This is a genomic window from Streptomyces sp. NPDC048664 (assembly GCF_040650555.1).
Taxonomy (GTDB): Bacteria; Actinomycetota; Actinomycetes; order Streptomycetales; family Streptomycetaceae; genus Streptomyces.
In genome coordinates, this window is record NZ_JBEZHK010000044.1 from 1 (window position 1) to 19,781 (window position 19,781).

Annotated in this window: 19 protein-coding genes and 1 pseudogene; 3 read left to right on the top strand and 17 right to left on the bottom strand. The window is 72.8% G+C overall.

What is annotated here, in order from left to right:
- The 16 genes and pseudogenes from AB0C59_RS32330 to AB0C59_RS32405 form a co-directional block, all read right to left on the bottom strand.
- Positions 1 to 129, bottom strand: a pseudogene (locus AB0C59_RS32330) (4-hydroxy-3-methylbut-2-en-1-yl diphosphate synthase); the annotation flags it as partial.
- A gap of 4 nt (positions 130 to 133) precedes the next feature.
- Positions 134 to 1,159, bottom strand: coding sequence for an adenosyl-hopene transferase HpnH (gene hpnH, locus AB0C59_RS32335; protein ID WP_363010963.1), 1,026 nt, complete (start codon positions 1,157 to 1,159; stop codon positions 134 to 136).
- Positions 1,160 to 1,164: 5 nt separating this feature from the next.
- Positions 1,165 to 1,806: a 1-hydroxy-2-methyl-2-butenyl 4-diphosphate reductase gene (locus AB0C59_RS32340; protein WP_363010965.1), complete on the bottom strand. Its 642-nt coding sequence runs from the start codon at positions 1,804 to 1,806 to the stop codon at positions 1,165 to 1,167.
- Positions 1,803 to 3,815, bottom strand: coding sequence for a squalene--hopene cyclase (gene shc / locus AB0C59_RS32345; protein WP_363010967.1), 2,013 nt, complete (start codon positions 3,813 to 3,815; stop codon positions 1,803 to 1,805). Before shc ends, AB0C59_RS32340 begins: the two co-directional genes overlap by 4 nt.
- Positions 3,816 to 3,941: 126 nt before the next feature.
- A complete protein-coding gene (locus AB0C59_RS32350) occupies positions 3,942 to 5,015 on the bottom strand; it encodes a polyprenyl synthetase family protein (protein WP_363010969.1) in 1,074 nt (357 codons plus the stop codon).
- A gap of 68 nt (positions 5,016 to 5,083) precedes the next feature.
- Positions 5,084 to 6,529 (bottom strand): hydroxysqualene dehydroxylase HpnE, encoded by a 1,446-nt coding sequence (gene hpnE / locus AB0C59_RS32355; RefSeq protein ID WP_363010971.1) that lies wholly within the window; start codon positions 6,527 to 6,529, stop codon positions 5,084 to 5,086.
- Entirely contained in the window at positions 6,526 to 6,687 is a 162-nt protein-coding gene (locus tag AB0C59_RS32360) for a DUF6380 family protein (protein ID WP_363010973.1), read from the bottom strand. Before AB0C59_RS32360 ends, hpnE begins: the two co-directional genes overlap by 4 nt.
- A complete protein-coding gene (gene hpnD / locus AB0C59_RS32365; protein WP_363010975.1) occupies positions 6,687 to 7,637 on the bottom strand; it encodes a presqualene diphosphate synthase HpnD in 951 nt (316 codons plus the stop codon). Before hpnD ends, AB0C59_RS32360 begins: the two co-directional genes overlap by 1 nt.
- A complete protein-coding gene (gene hpnC, locus AB0C59_RS32370; protein ID WP_363010977.1) occupies positions 7,634 to 8,536 on the bottom strand; it encodes a squalene synthase HpnC in 903 nt (300 codons plus the stop codon). Before hpnC ends, hpnD begins: the two co-directional genes overlap by 4 nt.
- A gap of 360 nt (positions 8,537 to 8,896) precedes the next feature.
- Complete coding sequence (locus AB0C59_RS32375) at positions 8,897 to 9,676, bottom strand: ABC transporter ATP-binding protein (protein WP_363010979.1); 780 nt, start codon at positions 9,674 to 9,676, stop codon at positions 8,897 to 8,899.
- Positions 9,669 to 10,598 (bottom strand): ABC transporter permease, encoded by a 930-nt coding sequence (locus AB0C59_RS32380; RefSeq protein WP_363010981.1) that lies wholly within the window; start codon positions 10,596 to 10,598, stop codon positions 9,669 to 9,671. Before AB0C59_RS32380 ends, AB0C59_RS32375 begins: the two co-directional genes overlap by 8 nt.
- A 90-nt stretch (positions 10,599 to 10,688) precedes the next feature.
- A complete protein-coding gene (locus tag AB0C59_RS32385) occupies positions 10,689 to 11,561 on the bottom strand; it encodes a glycosyltransferase (RefSeq protein ID WP_363011051.1) in 873 nt (290 codons plus the stop codon).
- A gap of 44 nt (positions 11,562 to 11,605) precedes the next feature.
- Entirely contained in the window at positions 11,606 to 12,385 is a 780-nt protein-coding gene (locus tag AB0C59_RS32390) for a CDP-alcohol phosphatidyltransferase family protein (RefSeq protein ID WP_363010983.1), read from the bottom strand.
- Positions 12,363 to 13,424: an iron-containing alcohol dehydrogenase family protein gene (locus tag AB0C59_RS32395; protein WP_363010985.1), complete on the bottom strand. Its 1,062-nt coding sequence runs from the start codon at positions 13,422 to 13,424 to the stop codon at positions 12,363 to 12,365. The genes AB0C59_RS32390 and AB0C59_RS32395 overlap by 23 nt, the downstream gene beginning before the upstream one ends.
- On the bottom strand, positions 13,412 to 14,164 hold the full coding sequence (locus AB0C59_RS32400; protein WP_363010987.1) for a phosphocholine cytidylyltransferase family protein: 753 nt from the start codon (positions 14,162 to 14,164) through the stop codon (positions 13,412 to 13,414). Before AB0C59_RS32400 ends, AB0C59_RS32395 begins: the two co-directional genes overlap by 13 nt.
- Positions 14,161 to 15,960 (bottom strand): DUF5941 domain-containing protein, encoded by a 1,800-nt coding sequence (locus AB0C59_RS32405; RefSeq protein ID WP_363011053.1) that lies wholly within the window; start codon positions 15,958 to 15,960, stop codon positions 14,161 to 14,163. Before AB0C59_RS32405 ends, AB0C59_RS32400 begins: the two co-directional genes overlap by 4 nt.
- A gap of 516 nt (positions 15,961 to 16,476) precedes the next feature.
- On the opposite strand from AB0C59_RS32405, the gene idi reads away from it, so the two are divergent.
- Complete coding sequence (gene idi / locus AB0C59_RS32410) at positions 16,477 to 17,070, top strand: isopentenyl-diphosphate Delta-isomerase (RefSeq protein WP_363010989.1); 594 nt, start codon at positions 16,477 to 16,479, stop codon at positions 17,068 to 17,070.
- Between the two features lie 50 nt (positions 17,071 to 17,120).
- Here the strand turns inward: idi and AB0C59_RS32415 are convergent, their stop codons facing one another.
- Positions 17,121 to 17,630, bottom strand: coding sequence for an ATP-binding protein (locus AB0C59_RS32415; protein ID WP_363011055.1), 510 nt, complete (start codon positions 17,628 to 17,630; stop codon positions 17,121 to 17,123).
- 293 nt (positions 17,631 to 17,923) lie between these two features.
- Here AB0C59_RS32415 and AB0C59_RS32420 point away from each other — a divergent pair, with 293 nt between their 5' ends.
- Entirely contained in the window at positions 17,924 to 18,670 is a 747-nt protein-coding gene (locus AB0C59_RS32420) for an enoyl-CoA hydratase/isomerase family protein (RefSeq protein ID WP_363010991.1), read from the top strand.
- Positions 18,671 to 18,742: 72 nt separating this feature from the next.
- On the top strand, positions 18,743 to 19,609 hold the full coding sequence (locus AB0C59_RS32425) for a hypothetical protein (RefSeq protein ID WP_363010993.1): 867 nt from the start codon (positions 18,743 to 18,745) through the stop codon (positions 19,607 to 19,609).
- The last annotated feature ends 172 nt before the right edge of the window (positions 19,610 to 19,781 follow it).

Genomic DNA, 19,781 nt, shown 5'->3' on the forward strand with positions numbered 1-19,781 from the left:
CGTCATCGACTGCACCGACACCGGCGCGTCCCCACCCACCGCCACCGACCCCACCTGGATCCGCCGGCTCCTACGGCGCTCGGCGAGCCTGGTCGCAGCGGACGGCATGCCGAGAGAGACGGCGGTCATCGCCTCACCGCTGCTTTCCGGTGGACATGGTCTCGCGGGCGGCCCGCAGGGACTCCTTCAGGGAGCCCATGGTGGCGAGGACGGCGGTGGGCTCGTAGCCGCAGTGGGCCATGCAGTTGGCGCAGCGCGGGTCCTTGCCCCGACCGTACTGGTCCCAGTCGGTGTCCTCCAGCAGCTCCCGGTAGGTGGCCACGTAGCCGTCGCTCATCAGATAGCAGGGGCGCTGCCAGCCGAAGAGCGAGTAGCTCGGGATCGCCCAGGCGGTGCAGGGGAAGTCGACCTTGCCCTCCAGGAAGTCCAGGAACAGCGGGCTCTGGTTGAGCCGCCAGCGCCTGCGGTTGCCGCCCGAGAACGCCTTCTTGAACAGTTCGCGGGTCTGCTGCACGCCGAGGAAGTGCTCCTGGTCGGGGGCCTTCTCGTAGGCGTAGGCGGGCGAGAGCATCATCTCGTCCACCTGGAGGTCGTCGTTGAGGTAGTTCAGCACCTCCACGATCGTCTGCGGGGTGTCGGTGTTGAAGAAGGTCGAGTTGGTGGTGACCCTGAAGCCGCGCCGCTTGGCCTCCCTGATGGCCTCCACCGCCTCGTCGAACGTGCCCTCCTTGGCCACGGAGGCGTCGTGCCGTTCGCGCAGCCCGTCGATGTGCACGGCCCACGCGAAGTACGGCGACGGTGTGAACCTGTCCATCTTCTTGCGCATCAGCAGCGCGTTGGTGCACAGGAACACGAACTTCTTCCGTGCGACCAGCTGCCGCACGATCTCGTCGATCTGCGGGTGCATGAGCGGCTCGCCACCCGCGATGGACACCATCGGCGCCCCGGACTCCAGGACCGCTCCCACCGCCTGCGCGACGGGCATGCGCTGCTTGAGCACGCCCGCCGGATGCTGGATCTTGCCGCAGCCCTCGCACTTGAGGTTGCAGGCGAAGAGGGGTTCCAGCTCGACCAGCAGCGCGAACTTGTCCCGCTTCCTGAGCTTCTGTTCAAACAGGTACGTAGCAACCTTGATGGACTGACGCAACGGCATGGCCATCTGGCTCACCTCCGAGGGAGCAGCAAGGAACGGTGCCATTCGAAGAAAGCTGGGAGGACGGCACGAAGGACGCGGAAAGCCGATATTCCACCGCGCAGGGTGCCGATCCGGACGAGTTCATGTTCTGGAGCGTCCACGACCACCCGTACGGCCGCAACCGGGCGGGGACCGACGCTCATGGCGCTGTGCAGTGTGGCGGCGGACTCCATGTCGACCGCGATGGCGCCCGTGGCCAGCAGCTGCGACCGCTCCTGGCCCCGCACGACGTGGTCCGAGCCGGTGATGGGCCCGGTGTGGACGGTGCGCCCGGGCAGGGCGCGTGTGAGCTCCTTGACCAGCAGCTCGGTCCCCACGCAGGGGGTGCTGCCGTGCGGGTCCCGGGCCTCCTCGGCGACCACCAGGTCCCCGGGGTGCATGCCGGGGGCCAGGCCCGCGCAGAAGCCGGTGGCGAGGACGGCCGCCCCGGCCAGGGCCGGGTCGGCGAGCGATCGGGTGACCGACCGTTCGGCCGCACGGGGGCCCATACCCGTACGGAGCAGGGTGACGGGCCCGTCGGCGCCGCCGCGGTCGCCGGTGCGCAGGGCGAGGTGCTCGATGCCGAGTGCGCAGGCGATCAGCAGCGGGGCCGCCGTGGGCCTGTCGTTCATCGACCCACCCCGGTCCCGGGACGCGGCTCGCCGTTGACGTAGCGGCCGAGCGCGGTGAGCGGGAAGACCTGGCGGTACAGGTGGTAGTTGATGGAGAAGTCCCAGGGGAAGCCGGTTCCGGTGAAGTACGGCTCGTCCCAGGAGCCGTCCTCGTTCTGGGTCCGGGCCAGGAAGTCCACGCCGCGTTCCGCGGCCTTGCCCTGCTGCTCGCCGGCGGCCAGCAGGGCGAGCAGCGCCCAGGCCGTCTGGGAGGCGGTGGAGGCGCCCCGGCCGCTCCATCCCTCGGGCTGCCGGTAGGAGCGCAGGTCCTCGCCCCAGCCGCCGTCGTCGTTCTGCACGCTCGCGAGCCAGGAGACGGCACGGCGGATCGCCGGGTGCGCGGCGGGCAGCCCGGCCGCGATCAGGGCGGGCACCACCGAGCCGGTGCCGTACACGTAGTTGACGCCCCAGCGCCCGAACCACGAGCCGTCCGGCTCCTGTTCGGCCAGCAGCCACGCGATGCCCCGCCGGGTGCGCGGGTCGTGGGCGAGGCCCTCGTAGGCGAGCATCTCCACCACGTGGGCGGTGACATCGGCGGAGGGCGGGTCGATCACCTCGCCGAAGTCGCAGAACGGCAGCCGGTTGGGGAACGCGCTGGTGTTGTCGACGTCGAAGGCACCCCAGGCGCCGTTCCTGGACTGCATGCCGAGGGTCCAGCGCACCCCGCGCCCGATCGCCTCCTCCATCCGCCGCGGGTCGTGGTGGCGGACGCGGCGCAGCGCGAGGACGACCTCGGCGGTGTCGTCGATGTCGGGGTAGTTGTCGTTGTGGAACTCGAACGCCCAGCCGCCCGGCTGGAGCCCGGGGCGTTTGACCGACCAGTCGCCGGGCCGGACGATCTGCTCGGCGAGCATCCAGTCGGCGGCCTTGACCAGCCCGGGGTGGTCGGCGGGCAGGCCCGCGTCGGCGAGCGCGATGACGGCGAGGCAGGTGTCCCACACCGGGGACTGGCAGGCCTCGATCATCCGGGACCCGTCCTCGCGCCACACGGCGAAGCGGTCCAGTGAGGCGATGCCCGCGCGCATCACGGGGTGCTCCAGGTCGTAGCCCAGCAGATGCAGGGCGATGACCGAGTACACGGCGGGCGGCTGGATGCCGCCCCAGCAGCCGTCGTTCTCCTGCCGCTCGATGATCCAGCGGGCGGCGCTGTTCAGGGCGGCCCGGCGCAGCCGGCGCGGGGCGACGGCGCGGAGCCGGTGCAGCACCTTGTCGAGCCGCTGGAAGACTCCGTCCCAGCTCGCCACCGGGGCGAGGTCCCGGGCCGGGGCGGGGTCCCGCGGGTCGGTGTGCAGTTCGTCCAGCGGGAAGGGCGCGGGCCGCACCGGGCGCTTCGCGGAGACGATCGTGAGCGGCACGATGGTCTGGCGGGCCCAGCAGCCGAAGTCGTAGATGTTCAGCGGCACCCAGGTGGGCAGGTAGATGATCTCCGGGGGGAGTTCGGGCAGGTCCTCCCACTTCCACCAGCCGAACAGGGCGAGCCAGATGCGGGTGAAGACCCGGGCACGTGCGATGCCGCCGCGCTCGCGGACCCATGCGGAGGCCCGGGCCATGTGGGGCGCGTCGGGGGCGTCGCCGGCCAGGCGCAGGGCCACGTACGCCTCGATGGTCGCGGAGAGTTCGCCGGGGCCGCCGTGGAAGGTGGCCCAGGTGCCGTCCTCGCGCTGCCGCGCCCGGATGGACAGGGCGGCGGCCTGGGTGGTGCGTTCGTCGCGGATGCCCAGGAACTGGCGCAGCAGCAGGTCCTCGGCGTCCATGGTGACGTTCGTCTCCAGGTCGCCCTTCCACCAGCCCTCGGGGTCCTGGCGCGCGAGGAGGAAGTCGGTGGCGCGTCGCATGGCGCGCGCGGCGGTGTCGTGCGGTCCGGCCGCGGCGGCCGTCCGCGGGAGCGGCGTGTCGGTTTCTTCGGTTTCGCTGGCCGAGGCGGCACGGGGCGGCAGGGCTCCGGTACTTCCGTCGGTCGTCGCTGTCATGGCTTCCCCTTCGTGCAGTCTTACGCGTCGTGCTGCTGTGGGTCCGCCGTCGGCCGGTGCTCGTGCGTGCTGGGTGCTCACGAGCACCGGCCGGCGACTACGCGAGGTGGGTTCGACCGATAGGGCTCATCTCTTCCGTACGACGACGAAGTCGGCGAGTGCGGTGAACTGCGCCCGTACCTTCTGGGGCATCGCGACCGACTGCAGTGCCTCGATGGCGATGGTGTGCTGGCGGCGCGCCTCCTGGGCGGTCCACTCGCGGCCGCCCGCCTCCTCGATGAGCGCGGCGCGCGCGGCGAACTCCTCCTCGGAGAAGTTCTCGAAGTCGCTGCTCTTGGCGTCCTCGGCGAGCAGTCGGCCCAGCCGCTCGGAGGCCGGTCCGCCGGCGGCCAGCGCGGCCACCACGGGCAGGGACTTCTTGCGCTGGCGCAGATCGCTCCAGGTCTGCTTCCCGGTGGCCTCCGGGTCGCCCCAGATGCCGAGCAGGTCGTCCACGGCCTGGAAGGCGAGGCCGAGGTGGTAGCCGTACTTCTCCAGGGTGTCGGCCGCCCGGTCGTCGGCGCCGCCGAGGACGGCTCCGATGGAGGAGGCGCAGGCGAGCAGGGCGCCCGTCTTGTTGCCCTCCATCTCCAGGCACTCGGCGACGCTGACGCGGTCGCGGTGCTCGTAGGAGATGTCCTGGGCCTGGCCGTCGATGAGGGCGCGGGTGGCGGTGGTCAGCCGGCGGGTGGCACGGCCGGCCTCCACAGTGCCCAGTTCCAGCAGGACCTCGCCGGCGAGGGCGAACAGGGCGTCGCCGACCAGGATGGCCTGGGCGGGTCCGTGCACCTTCCACACGGTGTCGCGGTGGCGGCGCTGCTCGTCGCCGTCCATCAGGTCGTCGTGCAGCAGGGAGAAGTTGTGCACCAGCTCCACCGCGACGGCGCCGGGCACGCCCACCTCGGGGTCGCGGCCCGCGGCCTGCGCGGAGAGCAGGGCGAGCGCCGGACGCACGGCCTTGCCGCCGTCGCCGTCGGCGGGGTTGCCCTCGGCGTCGATCCAGCCGAAGTGGTAGGCGGCGACGGTGTCCATGGGCGGCGCCAGACGGTCCACCGCCTCCCGCAGCACCGGGGTCGCGAGCGTCCGGCCGCGCTCCAGGAGCGCGGCCACGTCCACCGCGGTCTCTGAAGCGGCCGTCTCGGCCGGGGGCACAGTGGGCACTGTCTCTCCTCTTGTTGCGATGCCTGGGGTTCCGGGGACGCGGGGGTGCGCCGCGTGCGCGTCGACACTCATGCCGCCTCCTCGAAAAGGCCGGCCAGATGCGCGCCGGACCGGCCCAGGCCGCCGAGCGCGGCGCCCGCCGCCCCCACCCCGCTGCGGACCGCGCTCTCCATGGTCGCGGGCCACCCGGTGGCGGTCCACGCTCCGGCCAGGTAGAGGCCGGGAGCCCTGGTGCGGGCGCCGGGCCGCAGCCGTCCGACGCCGGGGGCGGGGGCGAAGGTGGCCGTGCGCTCCCGGGTCACGAAGAAGTCCTCGACCCGCGCGCCGCGGGCGGCGGGCAGCAGCCGCTCCAGCTCGGGAAGGTAGCGCTCGCGCAGGGCCTGGACCGGCTCGTCGATCTCGTCGTGGGCCGCGGACTGGGACAGTGCGAGGTACTGGCCCTCGCGCAGCCCCGAGGCCTCGGTGCGGTCGAAGACCCACTGCACCGGGGAGCCCAGCGCGGCGAAGAACGGCCGGCTGAGCACCGGGCGGTCGTAGACGACGTGCACGTTGAGGATCGGCGCGGTGTCGATGGCGAGCAGCCGCTCGGGGGCGTCGAGCGCGTCGGGCGGCAGCAGGTCGTGGGCCTCGCGCTGCGGTACGGCGAGGACGACCGCGTCGGTCTCGATGCGCTCGCCGGGGACCTGCACGCTCCAGCCCCCGTTCTCGTGCGCGGACAGGGAGGTGACGCGGGTACGGAGTTCGGTGCGCACGCCGGCGGAGTCGAGGGCCTTGCGGGCCATCCCGTCGTGCAGTTCGCCCAGCGGGACGCGGGCCCAGCCGATGTCGGCCGCTCCCGGGTCGGACAGCAGGCCGGTCTTGAACACCATCGCGGCCAGGGAGAGCGAGGCGTCCTGGGCCACCGCGTTGAGGGTGGCGATCCCGACGAGGTCCCACAGTGCCTCGACGGCGCGGGCCGACTGGCCGTGGGCGGTCAGCCAGCTGCCGAAGTCCTGCGTGTCGAGCGCGGGGTCCGCGAGGTCCAGGGCGCGCAGCGCGAGTGCGGCACGACCGACCCTGGCGCGCTCGGCGAGGGAGAGATGGGGGTAGGTGGCGAGGCTGCGCCCCAGGTGCAGGGGGACGGGCAGGGCGTCGCGGCGCAGTCTGCCGAGCCGCCGGCCGGGCGCGCCCTGCGCGTCGAGAACCGGCACGTCGAGACGGTCCTGCAGGGGCGCGAGCGCGGCGGCGTCGACCCGGTCGAGGAACCAGCGGTACGCGGTGCAGCAGCGCAGATACACATGCTGGCCGTTGTCGACGGTCAGCTCCCCGCGCCGGAAGGAGAAGGCGAGGCCGCCCAGGCGCGGGCGTCCCTCCAGCAGGGTGACCCGGACGCCGGCGTCGGCGAGTGCGAGGGCGGCGGTGATGCCCGCCAGTCCGCCGCCGACCACCACGGCGGACGTCCCCGGGGCGGACGGCGCGCCGGGGTGCCGCGCGGAGCCCGCGGCCGGGCTCGCGCGCCCGGTGCCGTCGCTCATCGTGCCGCCTCCCCTGCCGGTCCGTCGTCATGGTGCTTGAACGATGCACGTCGGATCGTCGCAGTCAGGGACGCCGCGCCGCACCGGAAAGTTGCCTGCCGCTGTTCGGCGGCCGGGTCGGCTCCGGCGGCGGGGCGGCCGTGGTGGGGGCGGTCCATCAGACACGCCCCCTGAGGGCCCGGCGGGACACGTTCCGCGCGTCGAGGCCCGACAGCCCGCGCACGGCGACATACGCCTTCTCGTGTCCGGGCAGCGAGACGCGGCCGCGCAGCACGGCCTCGGGCTCGCGCTCGATGCGGTCCAGGAGGCGGCGGTAGATCCCGGCCATGGCGGCGACGCAGGCACCGCTGCGCCGGTCGAGCAGGGGCAGCAGCTGGTAGCCCTCGGCGAACAGGGCGCGGGCCCGGCGCACCTCGAAGTGCACGAGTCCGGGGAAGTCGGAGCCCTCGGGCGCGGTGGGCCCCCGGAAGCCGGCGGAGCAGCCGAACTTGGCGAGGTCGTCGGCGGGCAGGTAGACGCGCCCGCCCTCGGCGTCCTCACGGACGTCGCGCAGGATGTTGGTCAGCTGCAGGGCGAGTCCGAGGGTGTCCGCGTACTCCGGCGCGCGCTCGGCGCCGCGCGCCCCGGGTTCGGTGCCGAACACGCCGAGCGAGAGCCGGCCGATGGCGCCGGCGACACAGCGGCAGTACGTTCTGAGGTCGTCCCAGGTCTCGTAGGTCTCGCCGCGCACGTCCATGAGGACGCCGTCGATGAGCTCGTCCAGGCCGCCCAGCGGGATGGGGAAGTGGCCGGCGGCGTGGGTGAGGGCGACCGCGACCGGGTCGGTGTCGTCCTCGGCCACCTCGCCGGCGCGGATCCTGCCGAGCAGTGCCCGGGTCTCCTGGAGCCGCTCGGCCTTGACCTCGAACGGCAGCGTGCCGTCGCCGATGTCGTCCACCCGCCGGGAGAACGCGTAGAGCGCGGACATCGCGCGGCGCTTGGACGTCGGCAGCAGCCTGATGCCGTACGCGAAGTTACGGGCCTGCTGCCCGGTGACGGCCTCGCAGTAGCTGTAGGCGGCGAGTACCGGTGGGGACACGTGCTGTTCGAGCTCCACGGTCCGGATCACCCCTCTCCTCGCAGGGTCGCGCCCACCTCGCGCAGCAACCGGAGCTTGCCGGGCTTGGGGGGGCCGGGAAGTACGTCGTATGCGGTGGCGGCGAGCGCGTCGATCGCCGTCCTCCCTCCCGCCACGAAGCCCGCGAGCAGCAGTCTGAGCCTGCCGTGGACGCTACCCACCAGGGGGGCGCCTTCATTCAGGAGGTCGCGGGCGCGTTCCGCTTCGTACGCGACCAGGGCGCGCACCGACGCGCCCGTCCGCGTCGCGGCGAGGTCCGCTTCCTGGACGTGGAAGCGTTTCATGTCCTCGGCGGGGAGGTAGATGCGGTCGCGGCCGAGGTCCTCGGCGACGTCCTGGAGGTGCTCGACGATCTGCAGGGCCGTGCAGATCGCGTCGGAGCGGCGGATGCGTGCCGGGGTGGCGGTGCCGGTGACGGCGAGGACCAGCCGGCCGACCGGGTTGGCGGACAGCTCGCAGTAGGCGAGGAGGTCGGCGTAGGTCTCGTAGCGGCTGACGACCTGGTCCTGGCGGTTGGCGGCGATCAGCGCGAGGAACGGCTCCGGGGTGAGGCCGGAGCGCCGCACGGTGGGCTGGAGCCGGCGCAGGAGGGGGTGGCGGGGCGTGGCGTCGAAGACCCGGCGCAGGTCGGCCTCGAAGGCGTCCAGGAGGGCGGTGCGGTCGTCGGCCTCCTGGGGCGACACGCCGAGGAAGCGGGCGTCGGCGCCGCCGGGGGCCAGGTCGCCGTCGCCGATGTCGTCCACGAGGCGGGCGAAGCCGTAGACCGCCATGAGGTCGGCGCGCCAGGCCCTGGGCAGGAAGAACGGGGCCACGGGGAAGTTCTCGGCCGCGGCCTTGTCGAGGGTGCCGCGCTCCGGATCCGCGGTGCGCGCCGTCGCGGCCTGGGTCACCGCTCGCCGCCCCGCGCGGAGACGGCACATGCCTCGCGGAGCTGGAGATCCACCGTAACCATTGCCGTCACATCTCCCGTTCTACACTGCCGACCCAAAACATCCCATTTCGGACACGCCGCCCAGCCGCCGGGGCAGCGCGGCAGGTGTGAGGGTGTAGGGCATTATGGCCCCAGCCGCCGCTGTTCAGTACCGGTACAGCTTACGTTGTACGACGCACCGAAGTGCCTCCGGGTGTCCCGCACACCGCGGCAACACGCCGGTCGGCGCCAAGATTCCCCAAGGCAGGGCGAGTTGCGGTCGGCCCCGCGGCGGCGAAGCCCTGCCGAAACGTTCCGGCAGGGCTTCGGCCACACGGGTTCACTTGCCGGTGAACTTCTCGTACTCCTTGAGGACCTCCTCGGTGGGGCCGTCCATGCGCAGCTCGCCGCGCTCCAGCCACAGCACCCGGTCGCAGGTGTCCCGGATCGACTTGTTGTTGTGGCTCACCAGGAACACCGTCCCCGCCTCCTTGCGCAGCTCGCGGATGCGCTCCTCGGAGCGCTTCTGGAACCTGCGGTCACCGGTGGCCAGGGCCTCGTCGATCATGAGGACGTCGTGGTCCTTGGCGGCCGCGATGGAGAAGCGCAGCCGGGCGGCCATCCCGGAGGAGTAGGTCCGCATGGGCAGCGTGATGAAGTCGCCCTTCTCGTTGATGCCGGAGAAGTCGACGATGTCCTGGTAGCGGGCCTTGATCTGCTCCCGGGACATGCCCATGGCGAGCCCGCCCAGGATGACGTTGCGCTCGCCGGTCAGGTCGTTCATCAGGGCCGCGTTCACCCCGAGGAGGGAGGGCTGGCCGTCGGTGTAGACCTTGCCGCGCTCGGCGGGCAGCAGGCCGGCGATGGCCCGCAGCAGGGTGGACTTGCCGGAGCCGTTCGAGCCGATCAGGCCGATCGCCTCGCCCCGGTAGGCGACGAACGACACACCGCGCACGGCGTGCACCTTGCGCACGCCCCGCTCCTCGCCGCGCTTGACGATCCGGCTCAGGGCGGAGGTCGCGCTGCCCTTGCCGGTCTTCGCGCCGTTGACGCGGTAGACGATGTGCAGCTCGTCCGCGATGACGGTGGGGATCCTCGCCCCGGAGTTCTGCTCAGCCACGGCCGTACCGCTCCTCCGCCTTCCAGAAGTACACGAACCCGCCGGCGAAGACGACGACGGCCCAGAACAGCGCGAGGGCCCAGACGTGCGGCGGCAGGTGGGCCGGTCCGTAGTCCTTGATCAGCGCGAAGCGCATCAGGTCCATGTAGACGGCGGCCGGGTTGACCTGGAGCGCGCGGACCACCCACTCGGGGCGCCCGGCGAGCATGGTGCTCAGGGAGAACATCACGCCGGACGCGTACATCCAGGTGCGCAGGATGAACGGCATCAGCTGGGCGAGGTCCGGGGTCTTGGCGCCCAGGCGCGCCACGATCAGCGCGAGACCGGTGTTGAAGAGGAACTGGAGCACCAGCACCGGGACGATCAGCAGCCAGGACAGGCGCGGGAAGCTCCCGAAGCCCATGGCCACCGCGAACAGCACGACCATGGAGAACAGCAGCTGCTGAAGCTGCTGGAGCGCGAAGGAGACGGGGAGCGAGGCCCGCGGGAAGTGCAGGGCCCGGACCAGTCCCAGGTTGCCGGAGATCGCGCGGACCCCCGCCATGATCGAGCTCTGGGTGAAGGTGAACACGAACACACCGGTCACGAGGAACGGGATGTAGGTGCCGTGCGGCATGCCGCGGTTGGCCTTCAGGATCAGCCCGAAGATCAGGTAGTACACCAGCGCGTTCAGCAGCGGCGTGGCCACCTGCCACAGCTGGCCCAGCTTGGCCTGACTGTACTGGGACGTCAGCTTCGCCTGCGAGAAGGCGACGATGAAGTGGCGCCGCCCCCACAGCTGGCGGACGTAGGAGGCCAGGCCGGGCCGGGCGCCGCTGACCGCGAGCCCGTACCTTGCGGCCAGCTCGCTCGGGGTCAGCCCGTCGTCGGGCGACGGTCGGTCACTCACCGCGACACCGCCGTCATGGGTTGTTTCACTCACTGGTTGGCAAACTCTCCGTGTTCGGTTCGCGCGGCGGGGCCGCGCACGAGGAGGAGCCGGGTCATGGGTCCTCCCCGCTTATCGAGCTTGTCAGATCACCGGGGGACGGCCCAGTCGGGTGAGCCGCCAGACGGTGCGCCACCGCATCGGCCGGCGGGTTCCGCACGAGGTCGTCCACCCCTCGCGGAAGCCTCCGAACCAGGCCCGCAGCGCGGCCCGCGAGGGGCGGCGCAGCAGCGTGAGCAGCATCCAGACGCCCAGGTAGACCGGGACGAGGACGGCGGGCAGGTTGCGGCGGGCCAGCCAGACCCGGTTGCGGGCCACCATCCGGTGGTAGACCGCGTGCCGTGAGGGCGCGGTCGTGGGGTGGTACAGCACCATGTCCGACCGGTAGTCGATCATCCAGCCGGCGTCCAGGGCGCGCCAGGCCAGGTCGGTCTCCTCATGGGCGTAGAAGAACGCGTCCGGCAGGCCGCCGACCTCGGCGAGGACCTTGGTGCGTACGGCGTTGGCGCCGCCGAGGAAGGTGGTGACCCGCGAGGAGCGCATCGGGTCGGACGCGCGCAGCCTCGGCACATGGCGGCGCTGGGTCTGCCCGGTCTCGGGGTCGGCGATGCGGAAGCTGACGATGCCGAGCCGGGGGTCCGCGGTGAACGCCTCGCGGCACAGCTCGGCGGTGTCGGTGCGGGCCAGCAGCCCGTCGTCGTCCAGGAAGAGCAGGACGTCCACGTCGGCGCCGCTCGGCCCGAAGGCCTCGATGCCGATGTTGCGGCCGCCGGGGATGCCGAGGTTCTCCGGCAGCTCGACGGTGCGGACGCCCTCGGGGACGTCCGGGACGGGCGAGCCGTTGCCGACCACGACCGCCTCGACCCGGTCGCCGTCCTGCCGCGCCACCGAGTCCAGGAGCGCGCGCAGCTCGGCGGGGCGGTTGCCCATCGTGATGACGACCGCCCCGACCCGCAGGGCGCCCTCGGCCCCCGCGGTGCCCCCGCCCCCTATGGCGCCGCTCACTTCAGCCTGCTGGAGGCGAGGACGGACACGAGGTGCAGCAGGGTCTGCAGCAGGGCGATCCCGGCCAGCACGGCGACACCGAGCCGGGAGAAGAACAGGTCGCCCCGGACGGTGTCCAGGATCGCCAGGAGCAGGATCAGCAGCGAGGCCTCGATCCCGAGGACGAGCCGGTGGAACTTCAGCGCGGCGGCCGCCCGGCGGGCGAGCGCGAGACCGGAGGAGCGCGGCTGCGCGGCCGACTCCTGCACCGGCGGCAGCCCGCCCTGGTGCCGGGCGACGCCCACGAGGTCGGTCTCGGCCTTGATCAGGACGGCGCCGAGCGCGGCGAGGGTGCCGAGGAACGCCCACAGCCAGTCGATGCGCCCCGAACCCCACAGGTCGGCCGCGCGCAGGCCGAACCCGACCAGGACCGCGGCGTCGCACAGATAGGCGCCCACCCGGTCCAGGTACACACCGCTGAGCGAGAACTGCTGCTTCCAGCGAGCGATCTCGCCGTCGACGCAGTCGAGCAGCAGGTAGAGCTGCACCATCAGCACACCGAGCACGGCGCCCGCCACACCCGGCACCAGCAGGGCCGGGGCGGCGAGGACGCCGAAGACGGTCATCAGGTAGGTCAGCTGGTTGGGCGTGACCCTGGTGTTCACCAGGTAGCGGTCGATCCGCAGCGAGATCTCCCGCATGTACAGGCGTCCCGCCCAGTGCTCACCGCTGCGCCGGTCCTTCACCCCGGCGGGGTGCACGACCGGGCGGAGTTCAGCTACCGATGGCCTTGACATAGTCGGCGTACGCGTCCTTGATCTGTTCAGGGTTCAGGTCGAGGTGTTCGAGGATCGTGTAGCGGCCCGGACGGGTCTCGGGGGCGAACTCGACGGCCCGGACGAACTCGTCCACCGTGAAGCCGATCTCCTCCGCCAGCACCGGCAGTCCGTGCCGGCGCAGCACCTGGGCCATGTACCGCGACTCCTCGCGCGCCCCGCGCAGATGCATCGCGAAGGCCGCGCCGAGGCCGCACTGCTCGCCGTGGGAGGCCGCGCGCTTGGGGAACAGCAGGTCGAAGGCGTGGTTGATCTCGTGGCAGGCGCCCGAGGACGGGCGGGAGTCGCCCGACACGGACATGGCGATACCGCTGAGGACCAGCGCCTCGGCCAGCACCTGGAGGAAGTCGTTGTCGCCGATGCCGCCGGGGTGGCGCAGCACCGCCTCACCGGCCTGCCGGGCCATGGCCGCGGCGAGGCCGTCGATCTTCTCGCCGTTGACGCGGTTGGACAGCTCCCAGTCCGCGATGGCGGAGACGTTGGAGATGGCGTCGCCGATGCCCGAGCGCACGAACCGTACGGGCGCCTCGCGGATGACGTCGAGGTCGATGACGACCGCGATCGGGTTCGGCACACCGTAGGAGCCGCGCCCGGCGTCGTTGTCCAGCGTGGCCACCGGCGAGCACAGGCCGTCGTGCGCGAGGTTGGTCGGCACGGCGACCAGCGGCAGGCCGACCCGCGCCGCGGCGAACTTGGCGCAGTCGATGATCTTGCCGCCGCCCAGGCCCACGAGGGCGTCGTAGCGTCCGGACTTCATCTCGGCGGCAAGCCGGACCGCGTCGTCCAGGGTGCCGCCGCCGACCTCGTACCAGTCGGCGCCGGGCAGGCTCGGACTCAGCCGCTCGCGCAGCCGGGCGCCCGAGCCGTCGCTCACCGCGACGGCCAGGCGGCCCGAGTGCGAGATGCGCTCGTCCGCGAGCACGCCCGCGAGGTCCTCCAGCGCCCCGGCCCGGATGTCGACGACGACCGGCGAGGGGATGAGCCTCGTCAGTAGCGGCATGCGATCTCCCGGCCCTTGGCGAGGTCGTCGTGGTTGTCGATCTCGACCCACGGGACGTCGCCGATCGGCGCCACGTCGATGGTGAAGCCGCGGTTGACGAGCTCCTGGTAGCCGTCCTCGTAGTACAGCTGCGGGTCCCGCTCGAAGGTCGCCCTGAGCGCGTCGGCCAGCTCCTCGGCGGCGTCGCCCTCGATGAGGGTCACGCCGATGTACTCGCCGGTCGCCTCGGCCGGGTCCATCAGCTTGGTGATCCTGCGGACGCCCTCGGCGGGGTCCACGACGACCTTCATCTCCTCGTCGGCGAGGTTCTTCACCGTGTCCAGGGCGAGGATGATCTTCTTGCCGTCGCCGCGGGCGGCCAGCAGCGTCCGCTCGACGGAGACCGGGTGGACCGTGTCGCCGTTGGCGAGGATCACACCGTCCTTGAGCGCGTCACGCCCGCACCACAGGGAGTAGGCGTTGTTCCACTCCTCGGCCTTGTCGTTGTCGATGAGCGTCAGCTTGAGGCCGTACTTCGCCTCCAGGGCGGCCTTGCGCTCGTACACGGCCTCCTTGCGGTAGCCGACGATGATCGCGGCCTCGGTCAGGCCGACCTCGGCGAAGTTGGCCAGGGTCAGGTCCAGGACGGTGGGTCCGTCCGGCTCACCCGCGGGCCCCACCGGCACCAGAGCCTTGGGCAGGGTGTCGGTGTAGGGGCGCAGGCGCCGTCCGGCGCCGGCCGCCAGCACGAGGCCGATCATGCGGGTTCTCCTTCATCGTGTACGGCGGGTGCGCCGCTCTTGTGAGCGGTCACCCAGAAACGGATGCTCTCGACGAGCACCACCAGGGCCACGTACCCGGCGAGGGCCGTGAGCGCGACCTTGAACTGTGTCGCGGCGAGCAGCGCGGCCAGGACGGTGACCAGCAGCGTCCGGCCTTCGTGCCCCGCGATCGCGCGCACCAGCCAGGACGGCGGCGCGCCGGCGTCACCGCGGATGCGGTACACCGTGTCGTAGTGATGGTAGGCGACGGCCGCCACCAGTCCGAAAGCCGCCGGAAGCACCCCGTTCACCCGGGATTCGGCGGCCAGCACCAGGACGGTGCCGTATTCGGCGGCCCGGAACACGGGCGGGACCAGCCAGTCGAGGGCGCCCTTGAGGGGGCGCGCGACCGCTATGACGGATGTCACCGTGTACAGGAGCGCGCACAGGACGGTCTGCCATCCGGCGCCCCACAGCAGGGCCGAGCCCACGACGAGGACGCCGCCCGCGAGGGCGGTGACGGCGGCCGGGGCGCGCAGGGGGCCGCGGACGGCCCGCAGCACCGCTTCGGTCAGGGGGCCGCTGTCGGCGAGGTCGGCCAGGGCCTTGGCCGCGCGATCGGTGCGCCGGGCCTTGCGGGTGAGGGAGCGCAGGACGCGCCCGGCGGTGGTGTAGGTCGCCGCGAAGGCGCAGCCGACGAGCAGGGCGTAGAAGGTGATGCGCGGCGTGGTGGCCGCCGTCAGGACCGCGATCATGGCCCAGCGCTCGCCGATCGGCAGGACGATCATGCGGCGCACCCACACCGTCCAGCCGACGCTGTCGAGTCGGTCGGAGAGGGCGGCGGTGGGGCTGGTGTTGGCGGTCGCGTCGTGGTTGGCCTCGTTGAAGGCGAAGTCCACCACGTGCCGGCAGGTCTGCAGGACCATGGCGCCGAGCGCGAGCGCCCACACGTCGTCGCCGCCGCGGGCCGCGCCGAGCGCGAGCCCCGCGTAGTAGGCGTACTCCTTGGCGCGGTCGAAGGTGGCGTCCAGCCAAGCCCCGAGCGTCGAGTACTGCAGCGAGTAGCGGGCCAGCTGCCCGTCGGTGCAGTCGAGGACGAAGGAGACGATCAGCAGGACGCCCGCCGCGACGTAGCCGGGGCGTGTGCCGGTCGCCGCGCAGCCGGCCGCGATCAGCGCGGTGACCAGCGACGCGGTGGTGACCTGGTTGGGGGTCAGGCCGCGGCGGGCGCACCAGCGGGCGATGTACCGCGAGTACGGGCTGATGAAGTGGGTGGTGAAGAAGCCGTCGCGGGCCTTGACCGCGCTCCGCAGCCGCACGGCCTCGTCGTCCACGGCCGCGACCGCCTGGCGGGCCTCGTTGCGGGCCTGCGGGTCGGCGGGGACGGTGGCGACCAGCGTGCCGAGGTCGGGGCGGTGCACCGGGACGTCGTCGGTGTCGAGCGCCTCGGCCAGGGTGCCGGCGAGCGGGGCGGCCTCCGCGCCGCCGGGGGCGGCGGAGTGCTCGCGGGCCAGGGCCCGGGTCAGTGCCTGCCGGGCGTCCGACCGCACGGCGACGGCGCCGGGTACGGCGGCGGCCGGGAAGCGGGGGTCGGTCAGAGCGAGCCGCAGCGCGTGCTGGTGCCCCACGAAGCCGGCGTCCACGATCGCGACCCGCTGGTCGGCCGGCACGGCGGCGAGGAGCGTCTCGGCGTCACCGGCGCCGGCGGCGACCCGCACGTCGAAGCCGAGGGCCCGCAGATCGCTTTCGAGCGACGATCCGGGGACCGGCTGACCGGTGAGGATGGCGGTCGACAGACGAACTCACTCCCTGTGGCCCGACGCGTACGGACGCCGGTCATGTGTGCGGTGGGACACCCGGGGCGGGGCCGGGCCGGGCGGCATGTCGCAGGAGGGTATCCGATGACCGGAAGCCGGTGTTCACCGGCCGTTCACGGGCCGATCAACCCGTCCGAAGTGCTGCCGCCGCGATCATCATGGGAGATCGGACGGGCCCGCCACAAACCGTGGAGCCGAGGTCACCACATTCACGACATCCCGGCCACGCGCACCGCGACGGACCGCGACGGACCGCACATCCGCGGGAACCTTCCGTGTCCGGACCCGCCGCGGCGGGCGGCAGGCCCACCGGGCCGGAATAGGCTGAGGGGTCTCGCCGTGGCCGGTGGCGGGCGGGTCGCCGAGGCGGGCGGGGGGCCGACACGCCGGAGGTCGCGGGCGGTCGCGGCAGGACATGCGAGAAGTGACGAAGTGCCGGGAGTGCCGGATTCGTGCGGCAGACTTGGGGCTGGACAACCGATGCGAAGGATGGGCATGCCGATCACACCTGCCACCGCGAAGAGCCGTTCCCAGAACGGCAGCGGCGAGGTCATCTTGCTGGAGCTCGTCGACGAGAACGGGACCACGATCGGCACCGCGGAGAAGCTCGCCGCCCATCAGCCGCCGGGGCGGCTGCACCGGGCGTTCTCGGTGTTCCTCTTCGACGAGCGCGGGCGGCTGCTGCTCCAGCAGCGGGCGCTCGGCAAGTACCACTCCCCCGGTGTCTGGTCGAACACCTGCTGCGGGCACCCGTACCCGGGCGAGGCCCCGTTCGCGGCGGCGGCCCGGCGGACGTACGAGGAGCTGGGGATCTCCCCGTCGCTGCTGGCCGAGGCGGGCACGGTCCGCTACAACCACCCCGATCCGGCCTCGGGCCTGGTGGAGCAGGAGTACAACCACCTGTTCGTGGGGCTGGTGCAGGCCCCCCTGCGGCCGGACCCGCAGGAGGTCGGGGCCACGGCCTTCGTGACCGTCGAGGAGCTGACGGAGCGGCACGCGAAGGACACGTTCTCGTCGTGGTTCATGACGGTGCTGGACGCGGCGCGCCCGGCCGCCCGGGAGCTGACCGGCGCCTCCGCGGGCTGGTGACCCGAAGGCCACCGCGCCTCACCCCCCGGACCGCCGCGCGGCACCCCGGCTCACACGAGGCCGGGGTGCTTCAGCGGCAGGGCGGCCCAGACCACCTTGCCGCCGCTGGCCGTGTGCTCGACGTCGCACACCCCGCCCGCCTCCCGGGTGACCTCCCGGACCAGGAGCAGGCCGCGGCCGCCGGTGCGCCCGTGGTCCGCCTCCAACGCGCTGGGGCGGTAGGGGTGCTCGTCCTCCACCGCCAGCCGCACCCACTCCGGGCCGACGGCGACCTCCACGGCGAGCGTCGGCGACAGCAGCGCCGCGTGCCGCACGGCGTTGGTGGCCAGTTCCGACACGATCAGCAGCAGTGCCTGCACGGTGTCGTCCGAGACGGGCACGCCCTGCCGGGCGAGCAGGTCCCGGACGGCGTGCCGCGCCTGCGGCACCGAGGCATCCACGGCGGCGGCGGTGAACCGCCACACGCCCTCGTACGGCAGCGGTTGCGGGGTTCTGAGGCCCTCCGGCCCGGTCCCGCCGCTCTCAGGGCGCGGGCCGGACCCCCGCCCTCGGTCGTCCATCGTCCGGTCGCCACCCTCGCGCTCGATTGTCACCACACGTCGAGTGTTGGTAACGCGCTGGTCCGTACCGCATGACTGAACAGAAGTCAGCCGGTATCGACGGCTTCGGACCGCTCACGCGGAACAACGGACGGATGGTCGACCGGTTCTGACCGACCTCGCGGCGACTTCGGAACTCTTCGGGTTGTACGGGTTCGGCGTCCACCGCCCGGCCGCGCCCCTCCTCCGCCCCCTCCCCCGGTGCCGGGCCCTCCTTGATCGCAGGTCCGCGGGGTGCCGATAGCATCCGGCGCATGGAGCCCCAGCTGCTGCACCGCGTCGAGGACGGGGTCGCCACCGTCGTCATCCACCACCCCGAGAAGCGGAACGCCATGACCGCCGCCATGTGGGAGGCGCTGCCGCCGCTGCTGGACAAGCTGGCGGCCGACCCGTCGGTCCGGGTGCTGGTGCTCAGGGGCGAGGGCGGGACCTTCTGCGCGGGCGCCGACATCTCCTCCCTCGTCGAGTCGCCCGAGGCGGCGCAGCATCTGGCCGTGCTGGCCGAGGAGGCGCTCGCCTCGTTCCCCAAGCCGACCCTCGCGGCGGTCCACGGGCACTGCGTGGGCGGCGGGGTGCAGCTCGCGGCGGCGTGCGATCTGCGGTTCGCCGAGGAGGGCGCGCTGTTCGGGGTGACGCCCGCGAGGCTGGGGATCGTCTATCCGGCCGTCTCCACCCGCCGGCTGGCCTCCCTGGTGGGTCCCGGAGCCACCAAGTACCTGCTGTTCTCGGCCGAGTTGATCGGTGCCGAGCGGGCCCTGCGGACCGGGCTGCTGGAGGAGGTGCTGCCCGCGGGCGAACTCGACCGGCGGGTGGCGGAGTTCACGCGCGTCCTCGCCTCCCGCTCGCGACTCACCCAGGCCGCCGCCAAGGACTTCGCGAACGGCCGCGTCGACCGTGACGCCTACTGGGTCGCGCGCGCACGCGGCAGCCGCGACACCGCGGAGGGCGTCAGCGCCTTCCTGGAGCGCAGGAAGCCGCACTTCACCTGGCCCGAGGCCTGAGATCCCCTTCTCGGCGCGGGCGGGCCCGCACCCTGGTTCCTTGACGTACCAACCAGTCGGTAGCCTGCGGGCATGACCACTCCTCTGCCGGAGCGCGCCGGGCGGCGCTGCCACAACATGATCAACCCGCTGCACTCGACGCACTACTTCTCACCGGATCTGGTACGCGAACTGACGGCCGTGGGGATCGCAGACCAGCGGGCCGCCTACTTCGCGGTGCGGTCCGCCGCGCTGGGGCCGGTGGGCGCGGGGGCGGTGACGGCCACGTTCTACAACTTCTCACCCGAGCTGGTGGCACGCCATGTGCCCGCCGTGTGGGAGGCGGCCACCCCCGACACGGTGCTCGCGGCTCGCCTGCGCGCCGTGGACACGACGCTCAGGCGGCTGCTCGGCGAGGAGACCCTCGCATCCAAGGAGATGGCCGAGGCGGCGGAGCTCGCGCTGCGCGCGTGCGAGGCCTGCACTCCGTACGCGCGCCCCCTGTACGCCGCGCACGCCGCTCTGCCCGTACCCGAGGAGCCGCATCTCGCCTACTGGCACGCGGCGACCCTGCTGCGCGAGCACCGCGGCGACGGCCACCTGGCGGTCCTGCTCGGCGCGGAACTCGACCCGGTGGAGGCCTTGGTGAGCCACAGCGCCACGGGCAAGGGCATGGCCCCCACCTGGGCGCTCTCCACCCGCGGCTGGAGCAGGCAGGACTGGGACGCGGCCACCGGGCGACTGCGTGAGCGCGGACTGGTCGACGCCGAGGGCGAACTGACCGAGACGGGCACCGCGCTGCGCCGGACGATGGAGACCGAGACCGACCGGCTCGACCGCGCCCCGTACGAACACCTGGGCGCCGCGGGCGTCGAGCGGCTCACCGAACTGGCGGGCGGGCTGCTGGCCAAGGCGTTCGCGGCCGGCGCCTTCCCGGAGGGCATGATCGGCAAGGGCTGAGGCGGCGGGACCCCGCCCTGCCCCGGCGGCGGGGACCTCCCCGCCCCGCCCGACACGCCGTCAGGGTGACATGCGCCGCTCCGAGCGGCACGTACGGTGCGCATGCCCCCGCCCTGATCCCCTCCCGCCGGTGCGACCTGCCACAATTGCCGCGCAACCTCAGTGGAGAAGG